Annotated in this window: 26 protein-coding genes and 1 pseudogene; 19 read left to right on the top strand and 8 right to left on the bottom strand. The window is 72.5% G+C overall.

Features of this window, described 5'->3' with window-relative positions:
* Positions 1-88 precede the first annotated feature (88 nt).
* From ACZ61C_RS33045 to ACZ61C_RS33005, 9 genes are all read left to right on the top strand, one after another.
* A complete protein-coding gene (locus ACZ61C_RS33045; RefSeq protein WP_465311789.1) occupies positions 89-1,354 on the top strand; it encodes a GGDEF domain-containing protein in 1,266 nt (421 codons plus the stop codon).
* Between the two features lie 73 nt (positions 1,355-1,427).
* Complete coding sequence (locus ACZ61C_RS33040) at positions 1,428-1,634, top strand: nuclear transport factor 2 family protein (protein ID WP_465311788.1); 207 nt, start codon at positions 1,428-1,430, stop codon at positions 1,632-1,634.
* A 37-nt stretch (positions 1,635-1,671) separates the two neighbouring features.
* Positions 1,672-2,091 (top strand): TOBE domain-containing protein, encoded by a 420-nt coding sequence (locus ACZ61C_RS33035; protein WP_465311787.1) that lies wholly within the window; start codon positions 1,672-1,674, stop codon positions 2,089-2,091.
* A gap of 100 nt (positions 2,092-2,191) precedes the next feature.
* Positions 2,192-2,644, top strand: a complete 453-nt coding sequence (locus tag ACZ61C_RS33030; RefSeq protein ID WP_465311786.1) for a LysR family transcriptional regulator — start codon at positions 2,192-2,194, stop codon at positions 2,642-2,644.
* A 37-nt stretch (positions 2,645-2,681) separates the two neighbouring features.
* Entirely contained in the window at positions 2,682-3,107 is a 426-nt protein-coding gene (locus tag ACZ61C_RS33025) for an NAD(P)-dependent oxidoreductase (RefSeq protein ID WP_465311785.1), read from the top strand.
* A gap of 116 nt (positions 3,108-3,223) precedes the next feature.
* A complete protein-coding gene (locus ACZ61C_RS33020) occupies positions 3,224-3,703 on the top strand; it encodes a molybdopterin-binding protein (protein WP_465311784.1) in 480 nt (159 codons plus the stop codon).
* 77 nt (positions 3,704-3,780) lie between these two features.
* Positions 3,781-4,293 carry a winged helix-turn-helix transcriptional regulator gene (locus ACZ61C_RS33015; protein WP_465311783.1) on the top strand — a complete coding sequence of 171 codons (513 nt, stop codon included), beginning with the start codon at positions 3,781-3,783 and terminating at the stop codon, positions 4,291-4,293.
* A gap of 2 nt (positions 4,294-4,295) precedes the next feature.
* The gene (locus tag ACZ61C_RS33010) at positions 4,296-4,829 is read left to right on the top strand and encodes a pyridoxamine 5'-phosphate oxidase family protein (RefSeq protein ID WP_465311782.1); all 534 of its coding nucleotides are present in this window, start codon (positions 4,296-4,298) and stop codon (positions 4,827-4,829) included.
* 121 nt (positions 4,830-4,950) lie between these two features.
* Positions 4,951-6,960, top strand: coding sequence for a phosphocholine-specific phospholipase C (locus tag ACZ61C_RS33005; RefSeq protein ID WP_465311781.1), 2,010 nt, complete (start codon positions 4,951-4,953; stop codon positions 6,958-6,960).
* On the opposite strand, the gene ACZ61C_RS33000 is transcribed toward ACZ61C_RS33005, so the two are convergent.
* Positions 6,950-7,882, bottom strand: a complete 933-nt coding sequence (locus ACZ61C_RS33000; protein ID WP_465311780.1) for an AraC family transcriptional regulator — start codon at positions 7,880-7,882, stop codon at positions 6,950-6,952. The two genes, ACZ61C_RS33005 and ACZ61C_RS33000, sit on opposite strands and share 11 nt — an antisense overlap.
* 80 nt (positions 7,883-7,962) lie before the next feature.
* On the opposite strand from ACZ61C_RS33000, the gene ACZ61C_RS32995 reads away from it, so the two are divergent.
* Positions 7,963-8,745, top strand: coding sequence for an NAD(P)H-binding protein (locus ACZ61C_RS32995; protein WP_465311779.1), 783 nt, complete (start codon positions 7,963-7,965; stop codon positions 8,743-8,745).
* A gap of 89 nt (positions 8,746-8,834) precedes the next feature.
* A complete protein-coding gene (locus tag ACZ61C_RS32990; protein ID WP_465311778.1) occupies positions 8,835-10,817 on the top strand; it encodes an APC family permease in 1,983 nt (660 codons plus the stop codon).
* Positions 10,818-10,826: 9 nt separating this feature from the next.
* Here the strand turns inward: ACZ61C_RS32990 and ACZ61C_RS32985 are convergent, their stop codons facing one another.
* The 4 genes from ACZ61C_RS32985 to ACZ61C_RS32970 all read right to left on the bottom strand — a co-directional run bounded on the left by ACZ61C_RS32985 (position 10,827) and on the right by ACZ61C_RS32970 (position 13,016).
* On the bottom strand, positions 10,827-11,279 hold the full coding sequence (locus ACZ61C_RS32985) for a VOC family protein (protein WP_465311777.1): 453 nt from the start codon (positions 11,277-11,279) through the stop codon (positions 10,827-10,829).
* Complete coding sequence (locus tag ACZ61C_RS32980; protein WP_465311776.1) at positions 11,276-11,770, bottom strand: SRPBCC family protein; 495 nt, start codon at positions 11,768-11,770, stop codon at positions 11,276-11,278. The genes ACZ61C_RS32985 and ACZ61C_RS32980 overlap by 4 nt, the downstream gene beginning before the upstream one ends.
* Positions 11,767-12,087: an ArsR/SmtB family transcription factor gene (locus ACZ61C_RS32975; RefSeq protein ID WP_465311775.1), complete on the bottom strand. Its 321-nt coding sequence runs from the start codon at positions 12,085-12,087 to the stop codon at positions 11,767-11,769. The genes ACZ61C_RS32980 and ACZ61C_RS32975 overlap by 4 nt, the downstream gene beginning before the upstream one ends.
* A gap of 155 nt (positions 12,088-12,242) precedes the next feature.
* Positions 12,243-13,016, bottom strand: a complete 774-nt coding sequence (locus tag ACZ61C_RS32970) for an isocitrate lyase/PEP mutase family protein (RefSeq protein ID WP_465311774.1) — start codon at positions 13,014-13,016, stop codon at positions 12,243-12,245.
* A 111-nt stretch (positions 13,017-13,127) separates the two neighbouring features.
* On the opposite strand from ACZ61C_RS32970, the gene ACZ61C_RS32965 reads away from it, so the two are divergent.
* The 7 genes from ACZ61C_RS32965 to ACZ61C_RS32935 all read left to right on the top strand — a co-directional run bounded on the left by ACZ61C_RS32965 (position 13,128) and on the right by ACZ61C_RS32935 (position 19,525).
* Positions 13,128-13,919, top strand: coding sequence for an FkbM family methyltransferase (locus ACZ61C_RS32965; RefSeq protein WP_465312091.1), 792 nt, complete (start codon positions 13,128-13,130; stop codon positions 13,917-13,919).
* A gap of 297 nt (positions 13,920-14,216) precedes the next feature.
* Positions 14,217-14,849, top strand: coding sequence for a helix-turn-helix domain-containing protein (locus tag ACZ61C_RS32960; protein ID WP_465311773.1), 633 nt, complete (start codon positions 14,217-14,219; stop codon positions 14,847-14,849).
* 60 nt (positions 14,850-14,909) lie between these two features.
* Positions 14,910-16,061, top strand: coding sequence for an NAD(P)/FAD-dependent oxidoreductase (locus ACZ61C_RS32955; RefSeq protein WP_465311772.1), 1,152 nt, complete (start codon positions 14,910-14,912; stop codon positions 16,059-16,061).
* Positions 16,058-16,333 (top strand): (2Fe-2S)-binding protein, encoded by a 276-nt coding sequence (locus ACZ61C_RS32950; RefSeq protein WP_465311771.1) that lies wholly within the window; start codon positions 16,058-16,060, stop codon positions 16,331-16,333. The genes ACZ61C_RS32955 and ACZ61C_RS32950 overlap by 4 nt, the downstream gene beginning before the upstream one ends.
* The gene (locus tag ACZ61C_RS32945) at positions 16,330-17,616 is read left to right on the top strand and encodes an FAD/NAD(P)-dependent oxidoreductase (RefSeq protein ID WP_465311770.1); all 1,287 of its coding nucleotides are present in this window, start codon (positions 16,330-16,332) and stop codon (positions 17,614-17,616) included. Before ACZ61C_RS32950 ends, ACZ61C_RS32945 begins: the two co-directional genes overlap by 4 nt.
* Positions 17,613-18,524, top strand: a complete 912-nt coding sequence (locus ACZ61C_RS32940) for a dihydrodipicolinate synthase family protein (RefSeq protein WP_465311769.1) — start codon at positions 17,613-17,615, stop codon at positions 18,522-18,524. The genes ACZ61C_RS32945 and ACZ61C_RS32940 overlap by 4 nt, the downstream gene beginning before the upstream one ends.
* Positions 18,524-19,525, top strand: a complete 1,002-nt coding sequence (locus ACZ61C_RS32935) for a proline racemase family protein (protein WP_465311768.1) — start codon at positions 18,524-18,526, stop codon at positions 19,523-19,525. The genes ACZ61C_RS32940 and ACZ61C_RS32935 overlap by 1 nt, the downstream gene beginning before the upstream one ends.
* On the opposite strand, the gene ACZ61C_RS32930 is transcribed toward ACZ61C_RS32935, so the two are convergent.
* Positions 19,522-19,872: a darcynin family protein gene (locus tag ACZ61C_RS32930; RefSeq protein WP_465311767.1), complete on the bottom strand. Its 351-nt coding sequence runs from the start codon at positions 19,870-19,872 to the stop codon at positions 19,522-19,524. The genes ACZ61C_RS32935 and ACZ61C_RS32930 overlap by 4 nt on opposite strands.
* Positions 19,869-20,759: an SDR family oxidoreductase gene (locus ACZ61C_RS32925; RefSeq protein ID WP_465311766.1), complete on the bottom strand. Its 891-nt coding sequence runs from the start codon at positions 20,757-20,759 to the stop codon at positions 19,869-19,871. Before ACZ61C_RS32925 ends, ACZ61C_RS32930 begins: the two co-directional genes overlap by 4 nt.
* 133 nt (positions 20,760-20,892) lie before the next feature.
* Between ACZ61C_RS32925 and ACZ61C_RS32920 the strand changes: the two genes are divergently transcribed.
* Complete coding sequence (locus tag ACZ61C_RS32920) at positions 20,893-21,663, top strand: methyltransferase (RefSeq protein WP_465311765.1); 771 nt, start codon at positions 20,893-20,895, stop codon at positions 21,661-21,663.
* Here the strand turns inward: ACZ61C_RS32920 and ACZ61C_RS32915 are convergent.
* Positions 21,660-21,889 (bottom strand): annotated as a pseudogene (locus tag ACZ61C_RS32915) (Crp/Fnr family transcriptional regulator); the annotation flags it as partial. The gene ACZ61C_RS32920 and the pseudogene ACZ61C_RS32915 sit on opposite strands and share 4 nt — an antisense overlap.

The raw sequence follows: 21,889 nt of genomic DNA, 5'->3' as shown, positions 1-21,889 counted from the left end.
GCAGCGCGGGGAAACAGCTGACATCGGGGCGCCCCGCGACTACCGTTGGCGAGCACGTGGTCACGGGCGCAGAGCGGGGGGCACTGCGATGGACGGACGCGAGACCACCGGCGGGGGCTGGGCGCCCTCGCGGTGGAAGCTCTGGGAGCTGCCGGGACGCGTGCGGGCCTTCGTCCTCGGGGTGGACCTGGCCGCGTTCGTCGTGCTGGTGCTCGCGGCACGCACGCTACCGGCCGCCCACGACTGGGCGGCGGCCGGCTGGCTCGCCGCGGCCGCGGTGCTGCACCTGCAGGCGTCCCACGTCATCGAGCGCCGCCGTCGCGACCGGGCGGGTTCGCCGTACGTCGACCTGTGCAGCGTCTGGATCTTCGCCGGGGTGCTCGTGCTGCCGCTGGTGCTCGAACTGGCGCTGGTGGCGGTGATCTACGGTCACCGCTGGGTGCTGGTCAACCGGTTCGACCCGTTCCGGCCGCCGCACCGCACGGTGTTCACCGCGGCGACGCTCGCCCTGGCCGCGTCGGCGGCCTTCGCGGTGCTGGAGCCGACCGGCGCGCACCTGAGCGCCGGCGCGCGGCCAGGCTGGGCGGCGCTGACGGCCGTGGTCGCCGCGGCGGCGGTGCAGTGGACGGTGAACACCGCGCTCGTCGGCACGGTCATCGCGTGGACCGTGCCCATCGAGCACCGGCGGCAGGTGCTGGGCAGCGCCTCGGACAACCTGCTGGAGGTCAGCCAGCTGGCGCTCGGGGTGTTCGTGGCGCTCGCGCTGCTGTGGTGGCCGCCGGCGGCGCTGCTGATGATCGTGCCGACGTTCGCGCTGCACCAGTGCGTCCAGCTCGACCAGTTCAAGACGGCGGCCCGCACCGACCAGCGCACCGGGCTGCTGAACGCGATCGCGTGGCACGACGAGGCCGAGCAGGCGCTCGAGCGCGCCCGCGCCACGGCCGGCCGGGTCGGGGTGCTGATGATCGACCTCGACTGGTTCAAGCGCATCAACGACACCCACGGCCACCTGGTCGGCGACGACGTCCTCGCGGAGGTGGCGACGGTCCTCACGAAGACGGTCCGCCGCGGCGACGCGGTCGGCCGCTACGGCGGCGAGGAGTTCGCGGTCCTCCTCCCGGGCGTCGACCAGGACGAGGCCCGCACGATCGCCGAGCGCATCCGCGGCCGCATCCGGGCCTTGCGCATCACCGCGCCTTCGGGCGAGCTGGTGGAACTGTCGGCGACGATCGGCGCGGCGCTGTGCCCGGGCCCGGCGGAGTCCGGTTTGGACGATCTGATCCGCGCGGCGGACAACGCTTTGTACGCGGGCAAGAAAGCCGGCCGCGACCTGGTGGTGCTGGCCGCACGCTAGGCGCACCCTCGGCTCGGAACGAACCACCGCGGCAAAGGAACGGCATGAGCACCGAACCGGAATCCTCACCATCGTGCTGGACGGCTGGAAGTCGGCGGTCGAGGCCCACGAGCCCGAACGCGTCGCCGGGCTCTTCACCGAAGACGCGATCTTCCAAGGCCTGCACCCCTACGGCGTCGGCCGCGAGGGAGTCGCCGAGTACTACGCGCGGGTCGTCTTCGGCTTCACCGGCCGGCCCGCCGGCCGGCTCGTCGGGCACTACCAGGTCTCCCGGCTCTGAGCTGCGCCGATGCCCGCGCCCGGCTACAGTCCCGGCCATGGGTCTGAGCATCCGCAACCAGCTCGCCGGGACGGTTTCCGCCGTCACGACGGGCGAGGTGATGGCGACGGTCAAGACACGCCTGTCCGGCGGGCAGGAAGTGACGGCCGCCGTCACTCGGGAGGCCGTCGAGGACCTCGGTCTCGCCGAAGGATCGGCCGTGCGCGTGCTGGTCAAGGCGACCGAGGTGTCGCTGGCCACCGGGCCGGTCGAGGGCATCAGCATCCGCAACCAGCTGCCCGGCCGGGTCACCGGCGTCACCACCGGCGGGGCGATGGCCACGGTGAAGGTGGCCGTCGACGGCGGCGAGCTGACCGCCTCGATCACCCGGGAGGCCGTCACGGACCTGGGCCTCGAGGACGGCTCCCCGGTGGTCGCGCTGGTCAAGTCGACGGAGATCTCGCTCGCCACCGGCTGAACCGGCCGGGAACCCGGCCATACTGAAGCATGTTGTCGCGTCAGCTGGAGTATCTGGTCGCGCTGGCCAAGGAACGGCACTTCGCCCGGGCGGCCGCCGCGTGCTGCGGAGCCGCCGCTTCGCCGGGTTCACGCCGGAGGGGGAGCGGGTGCTGGCGTGGGCGCACCGCATCCTCGCCGAGTGCGACGCGCTGCGGCAGGACCTCTCGATCATGCGCGAGAGCCTCTCCGGCGTGCTGCGCATCGGCGCGATCCCGACCGCGCTGACCGCCGCGTCGCTGCTGACGACGCCGTTCTGCGAACGGCACCCGCGCACGCGCGTTTCGCTGGAGTCGTTGTCCTCACGGGAGATCACGCGCCGGCTCGCGGAGTTCGAACTGGACATCGCGATGACCTATGTGGACGACGACGAGCTCGGGAACGTCCGGGTGCGGCCGCTGTACGAGGAGCGCTACCTGCTGCTGACCCCCGAGGACGGCGTGCTGGCCGGGCGGGCGTCGGTGGGCTGGGGGGAGGTCGCGGCGCTGCCGCTGTGCCTGCTCACCCGAGCGTGAGCTCGGCCTGACCTTCCACCCCAGCGCGGCGGAGCTGGTGCCGGTCTGCGACGTCGTGACGATCAACGCGCCGCTGCACCCGGAGACCGAAGGGCTCTTCGGGGACGAGCTGCTCGCGACGATGAAGCGGGGCGCGTACCTGATCAACACCGCGCGGGCGCGCATCGCCGACCGCGACGCGATCGTGCGGGCCCTGGAGAGCGGGCAGCTGGCCGGGCACGCCGGCGACGTCTGGTTCCCGCAGCCCGCGCCGGCGGACCACCCGTGGCGGACGATGCCGCACCACGGCATGACCCCGCACATCTCCGGCAGCTCGCTCCCCGCCCAGGCGCGGTACGCCGCCGGGACCCGGGAAATCCTCGAGGCGTGGCCGGCCGGCACCCCGATCCGGGACGAGTACCTCATCGTCGACGGCGGGAAGCTGGCCGGCACCGGCGCGCAGTCCTACTCCGTCACGCGCTGATCCCGCGCCAAACCGCCGCTTCTGCGGCGTTTCTGGGCTTATCGTGCCGCATTCGCGACCAAGCTGTGCCTGATCGGAGGATGTGCGCGGCTCCGGGGCCGACCTAGCGTGGAACGATGGAAACGCCCGTTCCCGCCCCGAAGCGGCGCACCCCGCCGTCGGGCCGGCTGCTCGTCACAGGCACCGGGTGCGCGTCACGGCTGATCGACGTCGGCGAGCTGCGCGAGCGGTCGCGGGTCCGGCTCGACGTCGAGTACGTGACCCGCCGCCGGCGCGAACGGCACGAGGTGCAGGGCGTGCACCTCTATGACGTGCTCAGCGAGGGCCCGCTCCCGCTGGACCCGAAGCACAAGATGTCCGGGCTGACCGTGGTGGTCCTGGCAGTGTCCGAAGACGGCTTCCAGGTGGTGTTGTCCCTGGCGGAGATCGACCCCGAGTTCGGCCACTGCGCGGCCCTGCTGGCGACCCGCTACAACGGCGAGGACCTGCCGCGGCCCACCCTGGTCATGCCCGGTGACCTGCGGGCGAGCCGGTACGTCCGCGGGCTCGCCCGGCTCTCGCTGCTCAGCCTCGACGCCGGGAGCGTGCCCGGCTGAGACCACTCTCGGTTTGCGAGCGGTCCGGCACGGCTCCATACTGGTGCGGCAATGCAACCAGTTGTGAGGTGGAAGCGGTGCGGAAGGACTCCCGGTCGGCGTGCCCGATCAACCTGTCGCTCGAGATCTTCGGCGACCGGTGGACCCTGCTCGTGCTGCGCGACATCGTGTTCGGCGGGGCCCGGCACTTCCGCGAGCTGCTCGGCGGCGAGGAGCGGATCTCGTCGAACGTGCTGGCCGACCGGCTGGCCGTGCTCGTCGAAACCGGGCTGCTCACCCGGGCGGGCGATCCTTCGCACAAGCAGAAGGTCACCTACAGCCTGACCGAGCGGGCCATCGAGCTGGTGCCGGTGCTGGTGCAGCTCAGCGCGTGGGGCGTCCGGCACCTGCCGGTCGCCGATGCCTACGCGGCGCGCGCCGCGGTCCTCACCGACGGCGGTCCGCCGTTGTGGGAGGCCTTCATGGACGAACTGCGCGAAACCCACCTCGGACCGCAGGCGCGCCGCGCGACGGCGCCGGACGGGCCCACCGTCGCGGCGCGCCTGGAAGCCGCCTACGCCGCATTCGTGGGCAACCGACGATCGGAGTGACCATGCAGACCCGGCTCGACGAACGGTTCAGCGACCCCGGCACCGAGGCCATCGGCTGGGCCGAAACGGTGAACGCGCTGGAAGCGGCGCAGATCAGCTGGCTGACGACGGTGCGCGCCGACGGCCGGCCGCACGTCACGCCGCTGGTCGCGGTGTGGCTCGACGGCGCCGTCCACTTCAGCACGGGGGCGACCGAGCAGAAGTACCTCAACCTGACCGCGAACCCCCACGTCGTGCTGACCACCGGCCGCGACGCCTGGGACGACGCCCTCGACGTCGTGGTCGAGGGGGAGGCCCGGCGGGTCACCGGTCGGCCGAAGCTGGAGCGGCTCGCCGCGGCGTGGCTGTCCAAATGGGACGGCAGCTGGCGCTACGACGTGACCGACGAGGGGTTCAGCCAGTCCGGCCACGGCTCCGCCGTGTTCGCCGTCGAGCCCGCGAAAGTGCTGGTGTTCGGCCGGAAGCGGACGAACGGGACTTCCGGGGACTCGATGCTCGGGAGCGTCGAGTTCACCCACACCAGCCACCGGCCGTAGCGGGCCCGACCTTCAGCCGTTTACCAGGGTTTCGCCCGGCGTTAGCCTCGGGCCCGGCAATGGTTCTCGATCAGCGACCCATACTGGCCCGGCTTCCCACCACGACAACCCCGGAGTCCCCATGACGGACGTCAACCGCCGACGTTTCCTGCAGCTGGCCGGCGGCACCGCTGCCCTTTCCGCGCTGTCCACCAGCATCGCCCGGGCGGCGGAGCTCCCCGCGCTCCGCCGCACCGGGACGCTGCGGGACATCGAGCACGTCGTGGTGCTCATGCAGGAGAACCGGTCGTTCGACCACTACTTCGGCACGCTGCGCGGGGTGCGCGGCTTCGGCGACCCGCGCCCGGCCACGCTGGCGTCGGGCAAGCCGGTGTGGGCGCAGTCGGACGGCACGCGCGACATCCTGCCGTTCCGCCCCGAAGCGGACAACCTGGGCCTGCAGTTCATCCAGGACCTCCCGCACGGCTGGAACGACACGCACGCGGCGTGGAACCAGGGCCGGTACGACAAGTGGGTGCCCGCGAAGGGCTCGACCACCATGGCGTACCTGACGCGCGAGGACATCCCGTTCCACTACGCGCTGGCCGACGCGTTCACCGTCTGCGACGCCTACCACTGCTCGTTCATGGGCTCGACCGACCCGAACCGCTACTACATGTGGACCGGGTACACGGGCAACGACGGCTCCGGTGGCGGCCCGGTCCTCGGCAACGACGAGAAGGGCTACTCCTGGACGACCTACCCCGAGCGCCTGGAGAAGGCCGGGGTGTCGTGGAAGATCTACCAGGACGTCGGCGACGGCCTCGACGCCGCCGGCGGCTGGGGCTGGATCGACGACGCCTACCGGGGCAACTACGGCGACAACTCGTTGCTGTACTTCAACTCCTACCGCAACGCCAAGCCCGGCGACCCGCTCTACGACAAGGCCCGCACCGGCACGAACGCGAAGGCGGGCGACGGGTACTTCGACCACCTCCGCGCCGACGTCAAGGCCGGCAAGCTGCCGCAGGTGTCGTGGATCGCGGCGCCGGAGGCGTTCTGCGAGCACCCGAACTGGCCGGTGAACTACGGCGCCTGGTACATCGCGCAGGTGCTCGACGCGCTGACGTCGAACCCCGAGGTCTGGGGCAAGACCGCGGTCTTCATCACCTACGACGAGAACGACGGCTTCTTCGACCACGTGCTGCCGCCCTACGCGTCGGCCGGTCAGTCCACCGTGGACACCACGGGGGAGATCTACACCGGGACGGCGCAGCAGGCCGGCCCGTACGGGCTCGGCCAGCGCGTCCCGATGCTCGTGGTGTCGCCGTGGAGCAAGGGCGGCTTCGTCTGCTCGGAGACGTTCGACCACACCTCGATCATCCGGTTCGTCGAGCGGCGCTTCGGGGTGCACGAGCCGAACATCTCGGCGTGGCGGCGCTCGGTGTGCGGCGACCTGACCTCGGCGTTCGACTTCGAGCGCACCGACACGAGGGTGCCGGCCCTGCCGGACACCGCGGCCTACGAGCCGCCGGACCGCGAGCGGCACCCGGACTACGTGCCCGCGGTCCCGGCCAAGAGCGTGCTGCCGAAGCAAGAGCGCGGGCTGCGGCCGGCGCGGGCGCTGCCGTACGACCTGGCGGCCGACGGCCGCGTCGACGGCGGGAACCTGACGGTGACCTTCGCCAACCACGGCCGCGCGGGCGCGACCTTCAACGTCACCTCGCCCGCGGCCGGCCCGCGGACCTACACCGCCGGCGCCGGGCGGTCGCTGGCGGCCAAGCTGCCCGCGGCCGGTGGGTACGACTTCACCGCGCACGGCCCGAACGGCTTCCTGCGGCAGTTCCGCGGCACGACCGCCGGGCCCGAGGTGAGCGTCCGCTGCGACGACAACGACCTCACGCTGGTCCTGACCAACGGCGGCACCACCCCGGTGCGGCTGACGGTGAAGGACGCGTACGGCCGGCGGTCGGCGACCCGGCTGCTGCGGCCGGGCGCGCGGGTCGTCGAGACCGTGGGCACCCGGCGCAGCAACCACTGGTACGACGTCACGGTGGTGTCGGACCACGACCCGAAGTTCCTGCGCCGGCTCGCCGGGCACGTCGAGACGGGCCGGCCGAGCACCAGCGACCCGGCGACGCTCACGAACTGACGGCTTCCCGGCCGCGGCGCCAGTCCGACGGGCTGGCGCCGCGGACGCGTTTGAACGCCACGCTGAAGGCGAACGGGTCCTCGTAGCCGACGGCCTTCGCCACGGCGGCGACGGTGTCTTCGGTGTCGCGCAGCAGATCCGCGGCCAGCGTCATCCGCCAGCCGGTGAGGTAGGTCAGCGGCGGCTCGCCGACGAGGTGCGCGAAGCGCGCGGCGAACGCGGCACGGGACAACCCCGCGCGGGCGGCCAGCGCCGCGACCGTCCACCGGTGGCCGGGCTCGGCGTGCAGCAGGCGCAGGGCTTCCCCGACCGCGGCGTCGTCCAGCGCGCGGTACCAGGCCGGCGGCGTCTCCGCCGAAGCGCACCAGGCCCGGAGAGCCAGGACGAGCAGGAGATCCAGCAGGCGGCGCACCACCGCGTCCTGGCCCGGTTCGTCTCGGGCGACCTCCGCGGAGAGCAGGGAGAGGGCCGCGCGCGTCCGCGGCCCGGCGGGGACGACGGCCAGCGGCGGCAGCATCTCCAGGAGCCGCCCGGCGACCACACCACGGAGCTCGTAGGCGGCCCGCACCAGGGCCGTGGCGCCGGGCGAACCGTCGCCGTAGGTGCGCGGCGCCTGGCGTTCCAGCGCCTTCGCTCCGGCGACGAGGTGCTTCTTCGCACCCCGGATCACGTGTTGCGCCGGCGTGGCCGGGTCATCGGCGATCGTGTAACCACGCACGCTGACCAGCGCGATGTCCCCGGCGGCCAGGCGGACGGGCGTGGTGTCGCCGACGCGCACCGACGCGTCCCCGTCGAGGGTGGCGACCAGCGTGAGCGGCGGGGCGTCGGTGAAGGTGAGCGACCACGGCGGCCGCTGCACCAGCTGCCGGACCAGCGCGTCCGTGGCGTGGGCCCGGTGGAGCAGGTCGCTCAGGACGTCCATAGCGCGACGATAGACGATGACAAAGGAACCATCGACTTTCTCCCATGGATCGTCTTGCGCGGCCACGGTTGGCTGACGGCATGACCATCCTGATCCTCGGCGGCACCGGCAAGACCGGCCGCCGTCTCGCCCGTCGCGTCGACCACGCCCGGATCGCGTCGCGCGCCCACGGGTTCGACCTCGGCGACCCCGCCGGCTGGGCGCCGGTGCTGACCGGCGTCACGGCCGTCTACCTCGTGGAACCCGACCTGCGGGCCGGGCCGCGCCTCCCGCGGTTCGTCACCGAGGCGGTGGCGGCGGGCGCGCGGCGGCTCGTGCTGCTGTCCGCCCCGCGCGCCGGCGAGGAGGGGCGTCCGCTGCACGCCGCCGAGCGGGCCGTCCGGGACTCGGGGGCCGGCTGGACCATCCTGCGCCCCAGCTGGTTCGCGCAGAACTTCAGCGAAGGCCCGTGGGCGCCCGGAATCCGCGACGGCGTCCTGACCCTGCCGACCGGCGCCGGGCGCGCGCCGTTCGTCGACGCCGAAGACATCGCGGAGGTCGCCGCGGCGGCGTTGACGACCGACCGCCACCACGGTGAGGTCTACGAGCTGACCGGCCCGCAGGCGGTCGGTTTCGGCGAAGCGGTCGCGCTGATCGCGCGGGCGGCCGGGCGGAAGATCGAGTATGCGGACGTCGACCCGGAGGTGTTCGTCGAGCGTCAGATCGCCCACGGCGTCCCGGAAACGGTGGCGCGCCTGCTCACCGGGCTGCTGGCGGACCTGCGCGCCGGCCGGGGCGCCGAGGTCGGGGACGGCGTCGAGCGCGCCCTCGGCCGGCCGGCCCGGACGTTCGAGGACTTCGTCGCGGCGACTTCCTGGGGCTGACGCGCCAGGGCCGGGTGTGCCGGTCCGATGTGGATCGGGCATTGTGGGCGGCCGGGAGTGCAGCACGCCGTCGATCGGGGAGTCGAAGCTTGAGCACCACACCTGAGTTCGCGGTTCCGGACGTCGTCGACAGCCCGGTGACCCCGAGGCCGCCGTCCGGCCCGGCGATGCGGTGGCTGCTGGCGCAGCGGGTGGCGCCCGCCGGGCCGGAGGCCGCCGAGGACCACGGGAAGCCGCAGGCCTGGTGGAAGGTCATGTGCCTGACCGGCGTCGACTACTTCTCGACCCTGTCCTACCTGCCGGGCATCGCCGCGCTCGCGGCCGGCGCCCTGTCCCCGCTGGCCACGCTGCTGATCGTCGCGCTGACCCTGCTGGGCATGCTGCCGATGTACCGGCGGGTCGCCCGGGAGAGCCCGCGCGGCCAGGGGTCGGTGGCGATGCTGGAGGACCTGCTGCCGTTCTGGCGCGGCAAGATCTTCGTTCTGGTCCTGCTCGGGTTCGTCGCGACGTCGTGGATCATCACGATCACGCTGTCCTCGGCGGACGCGTCGGTGCACCTGCTGGAGAACCCGTACCTGCCGGGCTTCCTCCACGGGCACGCCGTGCTGATCACGGTCGTGCTGCTGCTGATCCTCGGCGGGGTCTTCCTGCTGGGCTTCAGCGAGGCCGTCGGCGTCGCGATCCCGCTCGTCGCGATCTTCCTGCTGCTCAACGCGGCCGTGGTGATCGTGAGCGGCATCGACCTCTTCTCCGACGGCGCGGCGCTGTCCCGCTGGACCGACGCGCTCACCTCGAACGGCGGCGGCTTCACCGGGATCATCGGCCCGGCCGTGCTCGCGTTCCCGGCGCTCGTGCTGGGGATGTCGGGCTTCGAGACCGGGGTCAGCATGATGCCGCTGGTAGCGGCCGAGGGGAAGACGGACGAGGAGCGGCTCGAGTCGCGGATCCGCAACACCCGCAAGCTGCTGACGCTCGCGGCGCTGATCATGTCGGTGTACCTGATCGCGACGAGCTTCATCACCACCGTGCTGATCCCGGCCGAGAAGTTCAAGGAAGGCGGCGAGGCGAACGGGCGCGCGATGGCCTACCTCGCGCACCAGGAGCTGGGCGAGGCGTTCGGCACGGTCTACGACGTCAGCAGTGTGCTGATCCTGTGGTTCGCGGGCGCGTCGGCGATGGCCGGGCTGATCAACATCGTGCCGCGCTACCTGCCCTCGTACGGGATGGCGCCGGAGTGGGGCCGCGCGGTCCGCCCGGTGGTGCTGGTCTACACGGTGATCAGCGTCCTGATCACCATCGCGTTCGGCGCGGACGTCAACGCCCAGGCCGGCGCGTACGCGACCGGGATCCTCGCGATGATGGTCTCCGGCGCGGTCGCGGTGACGATCTCCGGGATCCGCCACAAGCAGCGCGGCGCGGCGATCGGGTTCGCCGTGCTGACGCTGGTGCTGCTCTACGCGCTGGTCGAGAACGTCATCGAGAAGCCGGACGGCCTGGCCATCTCGGCGCTGTTCATCCTCGGCATCATCGTGGTGTCCCTGGTTTCCCGGGTGTCCCGCACGACCGAGCTGCGCGCGGAGCGCATCGAGTTCGACGAGACGGCGCGCCGGTTCGTCACCGATTCGCTGGCCAACGACGGCGCCCTGCACATCATCGCGAACCGGCGACAGGGCGGCGACCTCGCGGAGTATTCGGCGAAGGAAGCCGAGCAGCGCGCGATGAACCCGTTGCCCGGCACGGCGGACGTGCTGTTCCTCGAGATCGACGTGGTCGACCCCTCGGAGTTCAGCAACGTGCTCCAGGTCCGCGGCGTCGAGGTCGACGGCTACCGCATCCTGCGCGCCCAGAGCCCGGCGGCGCCGAACGCCATCGCGGCGGTGCTGCTCGCCCTGCGTGACGCGACGGGAGTGCTGCCGCAGTGCCACTTCGAGTGGTCGGAGGGAAACCCGCTGGGGCACTTGTTCCGGTATTTGATTCTGGGCCGCGGTGACACGGCCCCGGTGGTCCGGGAGATCCTGCGCACGAGTGAGACGGACCCGGCCCGCAGGCCGGGCATCCACGTCGGCGGCTGAGCGGCTCCGTCACCGCCACGGCATGTGCTGCAGGCACCACGTGTTGCCGTCGGGGTCGGCGAAGTAGACGTAGAACACGCCGCCCATGTCCTCGACCGGGCCGGCCTCGACGCCGCGCTCGACCAGCTCGGCGCGGGCCTTCTCGATGTCGGCGACCACCAGGTGCAGGCCGCGCATCGAACCCGGCGGCAGGGCCAGGGGCTGCACCCCTTCGGTGAGGGAGATCGAGCACGCCGAGCCGCTCGGGGTCAGCTGGACGATGCGCACGCCGTCCGCCGGGCGGACGTCGACGTCCAGGGTGAAACCGAGGCTGTCCCGGTAAAACGTGATGGCGCGGTCGATGTCGGTGACCGGCACGGGGACGAGCTCCAGGAGGAACGCACCAGGGAGCACCGGCGGGTTGCCGGGATCCTTGGCGAGCGCGCTCGGGTCGGCGGGGACTTCGGTGACGGGTTCGTTCATGACGGGTCTCGTTTCTCGTGGTCGAGGAGGGTGGCAAGACGGTCGTAGGACTCACCGGCGCCGCGGCGCATCGGGCTGAGCACCACCTGGTCGCGGATTTCCGGCGACGGGTACTGCACGGTGACGGTCATGGTCGTGCGGCCGCCGGCTTCGGCCAGCACGGTCGTGACCTCCGCGGCGCCTTCGGGCCAGCCGCGGTGGATCTCGGTCTGCACGAGCCGGACGGGCGGCACGACCTCGCGGAAAACGCCGTACATCTCCATCTCCGCGCCGTCGGGCCCGTGGGAGACGAACCGCCAGGCGCCCCCGGGCCGCAGGTCGACCTCGCAGCCGGTCAGCCGCCAGCCGCGGGCGCCGTGCCAGCGGCGCAGCAGCTCCGGCCGGGTGAGGGCCGCGAAGACGAGGTCGGCGGGAGCGGCGAAGGCCCGGGTGAGCACCAGGCCGGTCGCGCCGGCCTCGGTGACCTCCAGCCCCCGGCGCGGGGCGGTCACGACTGCAGGTCCTTCAGCAGCTCGTCGAGCTGCTGGTAGCCGGCCTCCCAGTAGTCGCGGTAGTCGGCCAGCCAGGCCGTGGCCGCCTTGAGCGGTTCCGCCACCAGGTGGCACGGCCGCCGCTGGGCGTCCCGGCCGCGTTTCACCAGCCCCGCGCGTTCGAGCACTCGCAGGTGCTTCGACACCGCGGGCTGGCTCATCGCGAACGGCTCGGCCAGCTCGGTGACGGTGGCGTCGCCGGTCGCCAGCCGCGCGAGGATCGCCCGCCGGGTGGGGTCCGCGAGGGCCGCGAACGTCGCGTCCAGTGTGCTGCTCATTCATAACCTTCCGGTTTTGTAACCAGATGGTTTTATAGACGGCGCGAGCGCGCCTGTCAAGAGCCGCCGGGGGAGCGGACCCAGCTGAGCCCGACCCCGGCGCCGGACTGTCCACAGTGCACTCGATCGCCGCCGCCCACCACGGCCGGCCCGCCTCAGTTGAGCTTGCGGGTGTCCGCCGGCAGGCCGCCGCCGGCGTAGACGTCTTCGGCCAGTTTGGCCAGGGCGGTCAGGGCGACGTTCTGGCTCCACGGGCCGTACGACACGCGGGAGACACCGAGCTCCTGCGCGCGGGCCAGCGGGATCGAGCCGGGGATGCCGATCAGGTTGACCTTGCGCTCGCCCAGCGCCTCGACGAGCCGCGCGACCTGGCTCTCGTCGAGCTTGCCCGGGACGAAGAAGTTGGACGCGCCCGCGTCGAGGTACGCGCGGCCGCGGGTGAGGGCTTCGGCCAGCGCCTCTTCGGGGTCGGCGACCTTGAGGAACGCGTCGGTGCGGGCGTTGAGCACGAAGTCGACGCCCGCCGACTGCGCGGCCGCGACGGCGGCTTCGACCGCCTTCACCGCGTCGGCCAGCGGCTTCATCTGGTCTTCCAGGTTGGCGCCGACCGCGCCCGCCTCGATCGCGCGGGCGATGGTGCCGGCCGGGTCGCCGTACCCGGCTTCGAGGTCGGCCGACACCGGCAGGTCGCCCGCCGTCCGGACGATCAGCGCGACCTCGGCGATCATCTCGTCGCGCGGGATCTTCTCGCCGTCGGGGTAGCCGCGCGAGGCGGCGATGCCGTGGCTGGGGGTCGCGAGGGCCTTCGTGCCCGGGGTTTCGGCGACGACCTTGGCGGTGATCGCGTCCCAGACGTTGACAACGAGCAGCAGCTCCGGCGCGGCGTGCAGTTCCTGCAGGAGGGTGGCCTTCTCGGCGGTGGAGGTCATGCCGCCAATCTAGGCGGACCCGCGGCGGCGCGCCGACCCCGACTTGAGTTCCGTCGGCCGCCCGGAGGCTGGACCTCGGCCGCCGGTGCTGGTAGTCCTCTGCGCGTGACCATGGACACGATCGCCCTCCACAGCATCAACCCGTGGGAAGTCTCCTTCCTCCGTGAGGAGGTCGGCGGTTACTTCGCCCACGGCGTCGAGCTCGCGCCCGGGGCGACCGTCCTGGACGTCGGGGCCAACGTCGGGGTCTTCTCCGCCGCCGTCTACGAGCGGCTCGACGGCGACGTGCGGATCTTCGCCTTCGAGCCGCTTCCGCCGCTCCACGAGACCTTGGCGCGCAACGCCCGCGACTTCTTCGGCGGCCGGCTGACCGCGCTGCCGTTCGGGCTCGCCGCGGCCGAGGACGAGCTCTCGTTCAGCTACTTCCCGGCGGCGACGATCTTCTCGTCGTCGCTGCGGGACGCGGGCAACGTCGAAGCCGAACGCAAGCGCGTCACGGCCAGCATCGTCGAGATGATCCGCCAGGGCAGCCCGGCCGCGCGCCGGGTCCCGGGCCCGGTGCTGCGCGGGCTCGTCGGCCGCAAGCTGCGGGTGATGCGCGAGCTCGAGACGCACCGGGTCCGCGTCCGCCCGCTGTCGGCGGTCCTCGACGAGCACGCCATCACCGCGATCGACCTGCTCAAGGTCGACGTCGAAGGCGCGGAGCTCGACGTGCTGCGGGGCATCGAAGACCGCCACTGGCCGCTGGTGCGCCAGGCCGTCGTCGAGGTCGAAGGCTGGGCGCGCAACCGTGACCTCGTCCGCGAAGTGTTCACCGCGCGCGGCTTCACCGTCGAGGCGCAGCAGGACACCGTCCAGGAGGCGGCCGACATCGGGATGGTCTTCGCCCGCCGGGCCGGTTGAGGGTCAGCGGGTGGTGTGCGCCCCGCCGTTGACGTGCAGGGTTTGGCCGGTGATGTGGCGCGCGCCCTCGGAGGCGATGTAGCCGGGGGAGATCATTCCTCCGGACGCGATCCTGCGGTGGTCCGCCGCCGGACGTCGATTCGTCCACTTTGGACCTGCTGGGCGTGGTCCGGCGCCCCTGACCGCCGTATGAGCTCACGACGTGCGAGCACGAGCTGATCGAAACGACCGGGCGTGGCCCCGACGTGGCATCATGACGCTGGCTTCGATCGGTAAGCCGAACGGAGGACCAGCAAAATGTACGCTTTACCGAACGGCGGGCAGAAGGTGGCAGAAGACGGCGAGCCGTCCATCCGGGACATGCTGGCGGTGAACCTGCGCGCGGCGCGGGCCACGCGCGGGCTGTCGCTTTCGGAGCTGTCGCGGCAGTCGGGCATCGGCAAGGCGACGCTGTCGCAGCTGGAGGCCGGCACCGGGAACCCGACGATCGAGACCGTGTTCAGCCTGTCGCGGGTCCTCGAGGTGGCGATCTCCGACCTGCTCGACCACCGGCCGCGCGGTGGCCTGACCGTGGTGCGCGCCGCCGACGTCGAGGTGCTCCGCGGCGAGGGTGTCGACCTGCGGCCGCTGCGCCGGATCGAGACCGACAACAGCGTGTTCGAGGTGTACGACCAGCTCGTCCGCGGGGACGCGCCGCAGCGCTCGCAGGGGCACGTCGGGATCGAGCACACGGTCGTGCAGACCGGCGGGCTGCGGGTCGAGGTGGCCGGGCGGACCGTCGAGCTCGGGCCCGGGGACTACGTCGCGTTCGACGCCCGCGAGCCGCACAGCTACACCGCGCTCGAGGCGCCGGTGCACTCGGTCCTGCTGCTGCAGTACCGCGCGGACGAGCGGCTCGACGGCCGCCCGCACCCCGTCCTGCAGGATTGACACGCTTCTCGCCGGAGATCTACCCTCCGATCGTTCGCTATACCGAACGCTGGAGGGTCGATGAACCGAACGCGGGTGGTGGTGATCGGGGCCGGCATCGTCGGCGCGGCCTGCGCCCGGGAGCTCGGCCTGGCCGGGTTCGACGTGGTCGTCGTCGACCGTGGCCGGCCCGCGGGCGGCACCACTTCGCACGGTGAAGGGAACCTCCTCGTCTCGGACAAGGGGCCAGGCGCGGAGCTCGCCCTGGCGCAGCTGTCGGCGCGGTTGTGGCCGGAGCTGGCGGCGTCGCTCGGCGAGGAGTGCGAGTTCGACCCGAAGGGCGGCATCGTCGTCGCGACCACCGAAGCCGGGGCGGCCGCGCTGACCGCGTTCGCCGCGGCACAAGCGGCGGCGGGGGTGCGGACCGAGCCGTTGTCGGCGGCGGAGCTGGCGGCGGCCGAACCGGCGCTGACCCGCGAGGTGACGGCGGCCGTCCGGTACCCGGAGGACGCCCAGGTCCAGCCGGCCGGCGCGACGCTGGCCCTGCTGCGCGCGGCCCCGGGGGTGCGGCTGCGCACGGAGACCGAGGTGACGGGCGCGGTGGTGACCGGCGGCCGGATCACCGGAGTCCGCGTGCCGGGCAAAGTGATCCCGGCGGACGTGGTGGTGAACGCGGCGGGCCCGTGGGCAGGGCCGGTCTCGGAGCGGCTGGGCGTGCCCATCGCGGTCCGGCCCCGGCGCGGCGAGGTGCTGGTGACGACGCCGATGCCGGGAGTGGTCCGCCACAAGGTGTACGACGCGGACTACGTCGGCGCGGTCGGCTCGGACGCGGGCGAGCTGCAGACGTCGGCGGTGGTGGAGTCGACCCGGGGCGGCACGGTGCTGATCGGCTCGTCCCGCCGCCGCGTGGGCTTCGACGAGAGCCTGCACCCGGAGGCCCTGAGCGCGATCGCGGCGAAGGCGCTGCGGCTGTTCCCGGCGCTGGCGGATGCGGCGGTGATGCGGGTGTACGGGGGGTTCCGGCCGTACGTCGACGATCATCTGCCGGTGCTCGGCGAGGATCCGCGGCTGGCAGGACTTTGGCACGCGACGGGGCATGAAGGCGCGGGAATCGGCTTGAGCGTGGGGACAGCGAGGTTGCTGCGGGAGATGCTGACGGGGGTGGAGCCTTCGATGCCGGTGGGGGAGTTCAGGGTGAACCGCCCGGCGGTGCTGACGGAGGCGGCGGCATGACCATCCCCCGCATCGACATCCCGATCCACATCACCGTCGACGGCGTGCCCGTCCCCGGCATCGCGGGCCAAACCGTCGCCGGGATCCTCCTCGCCGCGGGCCGGACCTCCTGGCGCACCACCCGTTCCGGCGCGCCGCGCGGGGTCTTCTGCGGCATCGGGGCCTGTTTCGACTGCCTCCTCACCGTCAACGGCGTTCCCGACGTCCGGGCCTGCCGTCGCCGGGCCGCCGACGGGGACGACATCCGCACCCAGTCGAGGCAGGACGCATGACCCACGTCCTCGTCATCGGCGCCGGGCCCGCCGGGCTCGCCGCCGCCGAACACGCGCTCGCCGCCGGGGCCGAAGTCACCCTTCTCGACCAGGCCGACGCCCCCGGCGGCCAGTTCCACCGGACCCTGCCCGCCGTCCGGCAGCCAGCCGGCCGGACGCAACGCCGCCCGGTGCCCGAGCGCTGCACCTGGCTCCCCGAAACCACCGTCTGGGCCCTCGAAAACCGGAAAGTCCACGTCCTGCGCGGCGAACCCGACGGAACCGGCCGCGAAAAACTCGTCCTCGAGCCCGACGCACTCGTCCTCGCGACCGGCGCCCACGACCGCACCCTGCCCTTCCCCGGCTGGCAGCTCCCCGGAGTCTTCACCGCGGGCGCCGCCCAGGCGCTGGCCAAGGGTGACGGAGTCGCCGTCGGACGGCGGGTGCTCGTCGCCGGGGCCGGGCCCTTCCTGCTGCCCGTCGCCGAATCGCTCCTGGACGTCGGGGCCGAGGTCGCGGCCGTTCTCGAGGCCAACCGCGCCACGACCGTCCTCAAAGGATGGGGTCTCCACACCGACAAAGCCGGCGAACTGGCCCACTACCTGGCGACCCTCGCCCGCCGCCGCGTCCCGTTGCGCTTCGGCCGCGTTGTCGTCGAGGCTCGCGGAGACGACCAGGTCCGCGAAGCCGTCACCGCCCGCGTCCGCGCGGACTGGTCCGTGGTGCCCGGCACCGAAAAGACCTTCCAGGTCGACGCCGTCTGCGTCGGGCACGGCTTCACACCTCAACCCGAGCTGGCCGTCGCCGCCGGGTGCGAGCTCGACGGCGGTTTTGTCCGTGTCCGCGACGACCAGCGGACCACCGTCGGCACCGTCTTCGCCGCCGGGGAGATCACCGGGATCGGCGGCGCGTTGAAAGCCGCGGCCGAAGGCGCGGTCGCCGGGTGCGCCGCCGCCGGGGGCACGCCGAGCCCGGAACTCCGCCACACACGCGACCGCGCCCGGGCCTTCGCGAGCCGGCTCGCGAAGGCCCATCCCATCGGCGCGGCCTGGCCCGGCTGGCTGCGGGACGACACGATCGTCTGCCGCTGCGAGGAAACCACCTACCGCACCCTGAAAGACGCGGCCGACGCCGGCCCGCACGCGCTCAAGCTCGGCACCCGCGCCGGGCTCGGCCCCTGCCAGGGCCGGATCTGCGGCCCCGCCGTCGCCGAGCTCCGCGGCGGCGCCGAGCGCCACCACCGTCCGATCGCCCAGCCGATCCGCCTGGGCGAGCTCGCCGACCCGAAGGAGACCCACCCATGAGCACCCGCGACCTCGGGGGTGTGGTCGTCGCGGCCGCGCTGCCCTACCGGGTCGACGACACCGCCCCGGCCGGCCTGGCCGTCGACTACGACGCCTACGCCGAGCACTGCCGCTGGCTCGTCGCCAACGGCTGCCGCGGCGTCGGCCCGAACGGTTCCCTCGGCGAGTACTCCTCGCTCACCGACGACGAACGCCGCCGGGTCGCCCGCACCGCGATCGAGGCCGTCGGCGCCGACGGGATCGTGGTCGTCGGTGTCCACGGACCCGGCGCGCACCAGGCCCGGCACTGGGCCGAAGCGGCGGCCGAAGACGGCGCGCACGGGGTCCTCTGCCTCCCGCCGACGCTTTACCGCGCCAACCGCCGCGAAGTCGTCGCCCACTTCGAAGCCGTGGCGTCGGTGGGCCTGCCGGTGATGGTCTACAACAACCCCTTCGACACCAAGGTCGACCTCACGCCGGACCTTCTCGAAGAGATCGCGCAGATCGACAACGTCGTGGCCGTCAAGGAGTTCTCCGGCGACGTCCGGCGGGTGCTGGAGATCCGCGAACGCGCGCCGCGGCTGGCCGTGATCAGCGGTGCCGACGACGTCGTCCTGGAGAGCCTGCTGATGGGCGCGACCGGCTGGTTCGCCGGTTTCCCCAACGTCTTCCCGGCCGAGTCGGCGCGCCTGTTCGAGCTCGCCACCGCCGGCAAGCTCGACGAGGCCCGGGCGCTGTACGAACCGCTGGTGGCCGCGTTCCGGTGGGACTCGCGCACCGAGTTCGTCCAGGCCATCAAGCTCGGCATGGACATGGTCGGCCGCTACGGCGGCCCGTGCCGCCCGCCGCGGGGACCGCTGTCGGACGTCCAGCGCGAGCAGGTCCGCGCCGACATGGGCCGCGCGCTCGACGCGCTGGGGGTGGCGTAGTGCGGTCCTCACGCGCGATCACGGCGGTCGACTCGCACACCGAAGGCATGCCGACCCGGGTGGTGACCGGCGGGGTCGCCCCGATCCCGGGGGACACGATGGCCGAGCGCCGCCGGTACTTCATGGCGCACCTGGACCACATCCGGCAGTTCCTCATGCACGAGCCGCGCGGGCATTCGGCGATGAGCGGCGCGATCCTGCAGCCGCCGTGCCGCGACGACGCCGACTGGGGTGTCGTCTACATCGAGGTCTCCGGCTGCCTGCCGATGTGCGGCCACGGCACGATCGGCGTGGCCACCGTGCTGGTCGAGACCGGCATGGTCGAGGTGACCGAGCCGACGACCGTCGTGCGCCTGGACACCCCGGCCGGGCTCGTCCACGCCGAGGTCACCGTCCGCGACGGACGCGCCGAGCGGGTCAAGCTCCGCAACGTCGCGTCCTTCCTCGCCGAGCGTGACGCCGTGGTGGACGTGCCCGGCCTCGGCGAGGTGCGTTACGACCTCGCCTACGGCGGCAACTTCTACGCCATCCTCGACCTGTCCCAAGTGGACATCCCGTTCGAACGGTCCGAAAAGGACCGGATCCTGACCGCCGGCCTGGCGGTCATGGGCGCGATCAACGAGCAGCGGCCGCCGAAGCACCCGGCCGACCCGCTCATCGGCGGCTGCAAGCACGTCCAGTTCCTCGCCCCGGGCTCGGACGCGCGCGTGTCGCGCAACGCCATGGCCATCCACCCCGGCTGGTTCGACCGGTCAACCTGCGGCACCGGCACGTCCGCCCGGATGGCCCAGCTGCACGCGCGCGGCGAGCTGCCGCTGCACACGCCGTTCGAGAACAGCTCCTTCATCGGGACGACGTTCACCGGCGAGCTGGTCGGCGAAACGACGGTCGGCGGGGTCCCGGCGGTGGTCCCGGAGTTCTCCGGCCGGGCCTGGATCACCGGGACCGCCACCTACCTGCTCGATCCCGATGACCCGTTCCCCGCCGGTTTTGTCCTCTAGGTGGTGATGGTCGTGACGGCGTCCGTCCCGTAGGTGCGGGCGTAGCCGTTCTCGACCCCGACGAGGATTTCGGCGACCTCGAAGTACCGGTCCCAGAAGGGGGTTTCACGCAGGGCGTCGACCAGGCGCTGGTAGGCGTCGTGGTCGACGGCCTCCCAGACCCAGACGTCGGTCACGCGCGCCGAGTAGAACTCGGTGTCGTAGAAGCGGGACCGGACGCCCTCCGTCTTCTCCTCGACCACCGGGACGACCTCGGTGCGGAAGGCCTCGATCCGCTGTTCGACGGTCAGGGCCAGCCACTCGGGTGTCGTCTTGACCAGCATGAACGCCGTCACGGTCGCCTTCACGCGTACGCACCCGCTTTGATGTCCTCGACCAGCGTCGGCCCGGTCGGTGTCCAGCCGAGCAGCTCCCGGGTGACCGCGCTCGACGCGGCCATGTCGGTCGCGAAGAACCGGCCGACAAACCCGAAGTGCTCCGCGGCCCGCTCCGGCTCGACGGACACCACCGGCAGGTCGAGCGTGTGCCCGAGCGCCTCGGCGATCTCGCGCGTCGTCACGGCTTCCTCGGCGACGGCGTGCAGCCGCGACCCCGCCGGCGCGCTCTCCAGGCCGAGCCGGACGAGCCGTGCCGCGGCCGGGCGGTGGACCGCGGACCACGCCGTGGCGCCGTCACCGGGGTAGGCGGACACGCCGTGCTTGCGGGCCGCCGCGGTGATGGCCGCCAGGAACCCGTGGTCGCCGGCCCCGTGCACCGACGGCGCGAACCGCACGCTGACCACCCGGACACCCTTGGCCACGTACTCGAGCGCGAGGTTCTCGCCACCGCCGCGCATCGAGTCCGGGCCGACGGCGGGGGAGACGTCGGACTCGAGCGCGGGCCGGCCCTGGACCAGCCCCGCGAGCGCGCCGGCGAACAGGAACGGCCGGTCGGTGCCGGCGAGCGCGCCGGCCATCGTCTCGATCGCGGCCCGCTCAGTGCGGTTGTTCTCCGCGGGGTTGGCCCAGTCGTGCTTGTTGCCCAGGTGGACCACGGCGTGGGCGTCGAGCGCGCCGTCGCGGAGGCCGTCGAGGTCGTCGAGGTCGCCGCGGCGGACCCGCGCGCCCTTCTTGCCGAGAGCCAGTGCGGCGTCGTCCGAGCGGGCGAGGCCGGTGACCTCGTGCCCGGCGCCGAGCAGCTCGTCGACGACGGCCGTGCCGATCCACCCCGTCGCTCCGGTGACGAACACGTGCATGTCTTGCTCCTTCTTCGGGGAATTCGGTACAAGTCCGAAGTTAGGAGCCGCGACGGTATTCATGCCACGCAAGTTTGGCAATGGACGATTGCGCCGGACGCAAATCGGAGTGCAGTAACGGTAGGTTGGCGCGGTGAGCGAGGACACCTGGGCCGCCCTGGCCGGCCAGTTCGCCGACGGCGCCTACGCGACGGTGAAGGGGCGCGTGCGCACGTACGTGCTGCACCGCCAGCTGCTGGAGCACCTGCCCCCACCACCGGCGACGGTGCTCGACGTCGGCGGCGGCGCCGGTCACCAGTCGTTCCCGCTGGCCGGTGCCGGATACGACGTGACGCTGCTGGACCCGTCCGAGGCCATGCTGGACAAGGCCCGCGAGCGGCTGACCGACACCATCCGTCCGAGAGTGACGTTCGTGCACGCTTCGGGCGAGGACGCCGAAGATGCGGTGCAGGGGAGGCACTTCGACGCGGTGTTGTGCCACGGGGTGCTCGGTTACCTCGACAGTCCGGAGCCGCTCGTCGAGCAGCTGTGCCGGTGTGCTGCTCCCGGCGGCCTGGTCTCGATCATGACGGGCAACGCCCATACGATGGCCGTGCGGCCGGCGCTGGAACAGCGGTGGGACGACGCCCTGGCGGCGTTCGACCGCACCACCGAGATCGGCGTGCTGGGGGTGCCGACCCGCGCCGACACGGTCGAGGAACTGAGCGAGCTCTTGCGAAGCCGGGGTGTGGAACCGTTGGACTGGTACGGAGTCTGGCTGTTCGTCGACTGGCTCGGGTTCGGCGGCGCCGAACCGGATCCCGCCGACGCGGAGCGGGTGGCGGCGGTCGAGTTCGAAGCCGGCCGCCGCGACCCTTACCGTGCGCTCAGCCGCGTGTTCCACCTTCTGGGGCGCAAGGGTTAGCGGCCGATTTCGACGTCGTTGAGCACGCCGAGCGCGTCGGGGACCAGCACGGCTGCGGAGTGGTACGCGCTGACGAGGTAGGAGGTCCTGCGCGGTCGTTGATGCCCATGAAGCGGACGTTGAGCCCGGGTTGGTATTCGTCGGGCAAGTTTTGGGGGCGTAGGCCGATGACGCCGGCGTCGTCTTCGCCGACGCGCATGGCCAGGATCGAGGTTGTCCCGGTGTC

The organism is Amycolatopsis sp. NPDC104587, from assembly GCF_055583645.1.
The sequence above is the reverse complement of the archived record's forward strand: the minus strand, read 5'-3'. Positions and strand labels throughout refer to the sequence as shown.

What these genes read in the sequence shown, in the direction of transcription:
- ACZ61C_RS32950 (WP_465311771.1), top strand. Translation starts at nt 16,058, where the DNA reads ATGACCATCCCCCGCATCGACATCCCGATCCACATCACCGTCGACGGC.
- ACZ61C_RS32975 (WP_465311775.1), bottom strand. Translation starts at nt 12,087, where the DNA reads ATGAGCAGCACACTGGACGCGACGTTCGCGGCCCTCGCGGACCCCACC.
- ACZ61C_RS32945 (WP_465311770.1), top strand. Translation starts at nt 16,330, where the DNA reads ATGACCCACGTCCTCGTCATCGGCGCCGGGCCCGCCGGGCTCGCCGCC.
- ACZ61C_RS33000 (WP_465311780.1), bottom strand. Translation starts at nt 7,882, where the DNA reads ATGGACGTCCTGAGCGACCTGCTCCACCGGGCCCACGCCACGGACGCG.
- ACZ61C_RS32985 (WP_465311777.1), bottom strand. Translation starts at nt 11,279, where the DNA reads ATGAACGAACCCGTCACCGAAGTCCCCGCCGACCCGAGCGCGCTCGCC.
- ACZ61C_RS32960 (WP_465311773.1), top strand. Translation starts at nt 14,217, where the DNA reads ATGTACGCTTTACCGAACGGCGGGCAGAAGGTGGCAGAAGACGGCGAG.
- ACZ61C_RS33045 (WP_465311789.1), top strand. Translation starts at nt 89, where the DNA reads ATGGACGGACGCGAGACCACCGGCGGGGGCTGGGCGCCCTCGCGGTGG.
- ACZ61C_RS33035 (WP_465311787.1), top strand. Translation starts at nt 1,672, where the DNA reads ATGGGTCTGAGCATCCGCAACCAGCTCGCCGGGACGGTTTCCGCCGTC.
- ACZ61C_RS33005 (WP_465311781.1), top strand. Translation starts at nt 4,951, where the DNA reads ATGACGGACGTCAACCGCCGACGTTTCCTGCAGCTGGCCGGCGGCACC.
- ACZ61C_RS32970 (WP_465311774.1), bottom strand. Translation starts at nt 13,016, where the DNA reads ATGACCTCCACCGCCGAGAAGGCCACCCTCCTGCAGGAACTGCACGCC.
- ACZ61C_RS32995 (WP_465311779.1), top strand. Translation starts at nt 7,963, where the DNA reads ATGACCATCCTGATCCTCGGCGGCACCGGCAAGACCGGCCGCCGTCTC.
- ACZ61C_RS32925 (WP_465311766.1), bottom strand. Translation starts at nt 20,759, where the DNA reads ATGCACGTGTTCGTCACCGGAGCGACGGGGTGGATCGGCACGGCCGTC.
- ACZ61C_RS33010 (WP_465311782.1), top strand. Translation starts at nt 4,296, where the DNA reads ATGCAGACCCGGCTCGACGAACGGTTCAGCGACCCCGGCACCGAGGCC.
- ACZ61C_RS32940 (WP_465311769.1), top strand. Translation starts at nt 17,613, where the DNA reads ATGAGCACCCGCGACCTCGGGGGTGTGGTCGTCGCGGCCGCGCTGCCC.
- ACZ61C_RS32965 (WP_465312091.1), top strand. Translation starts at nt 13,128, where the DNA reads ATGGACACGATCGCCCTCCACAGCATCAACCCGTGGGAAGTCTCCTTC.
- ACZ61C_RS33020 (WP_465311784.1), top strand. Translation starts at nt 3,224, where the DNA reads ATGGAAACGCCCGTTCCCGCCCCGAAGCGGCGCACCCCGCCGTCGGGC.
- ACZ61C_RS32955 (WP_465311772.1), top strand. Translation starts at nt 14,910, where the DNA reads ATGAACCGAACGCGGGTGGTGGTGATCGGGGCCGGCATCGTCGGCGCG.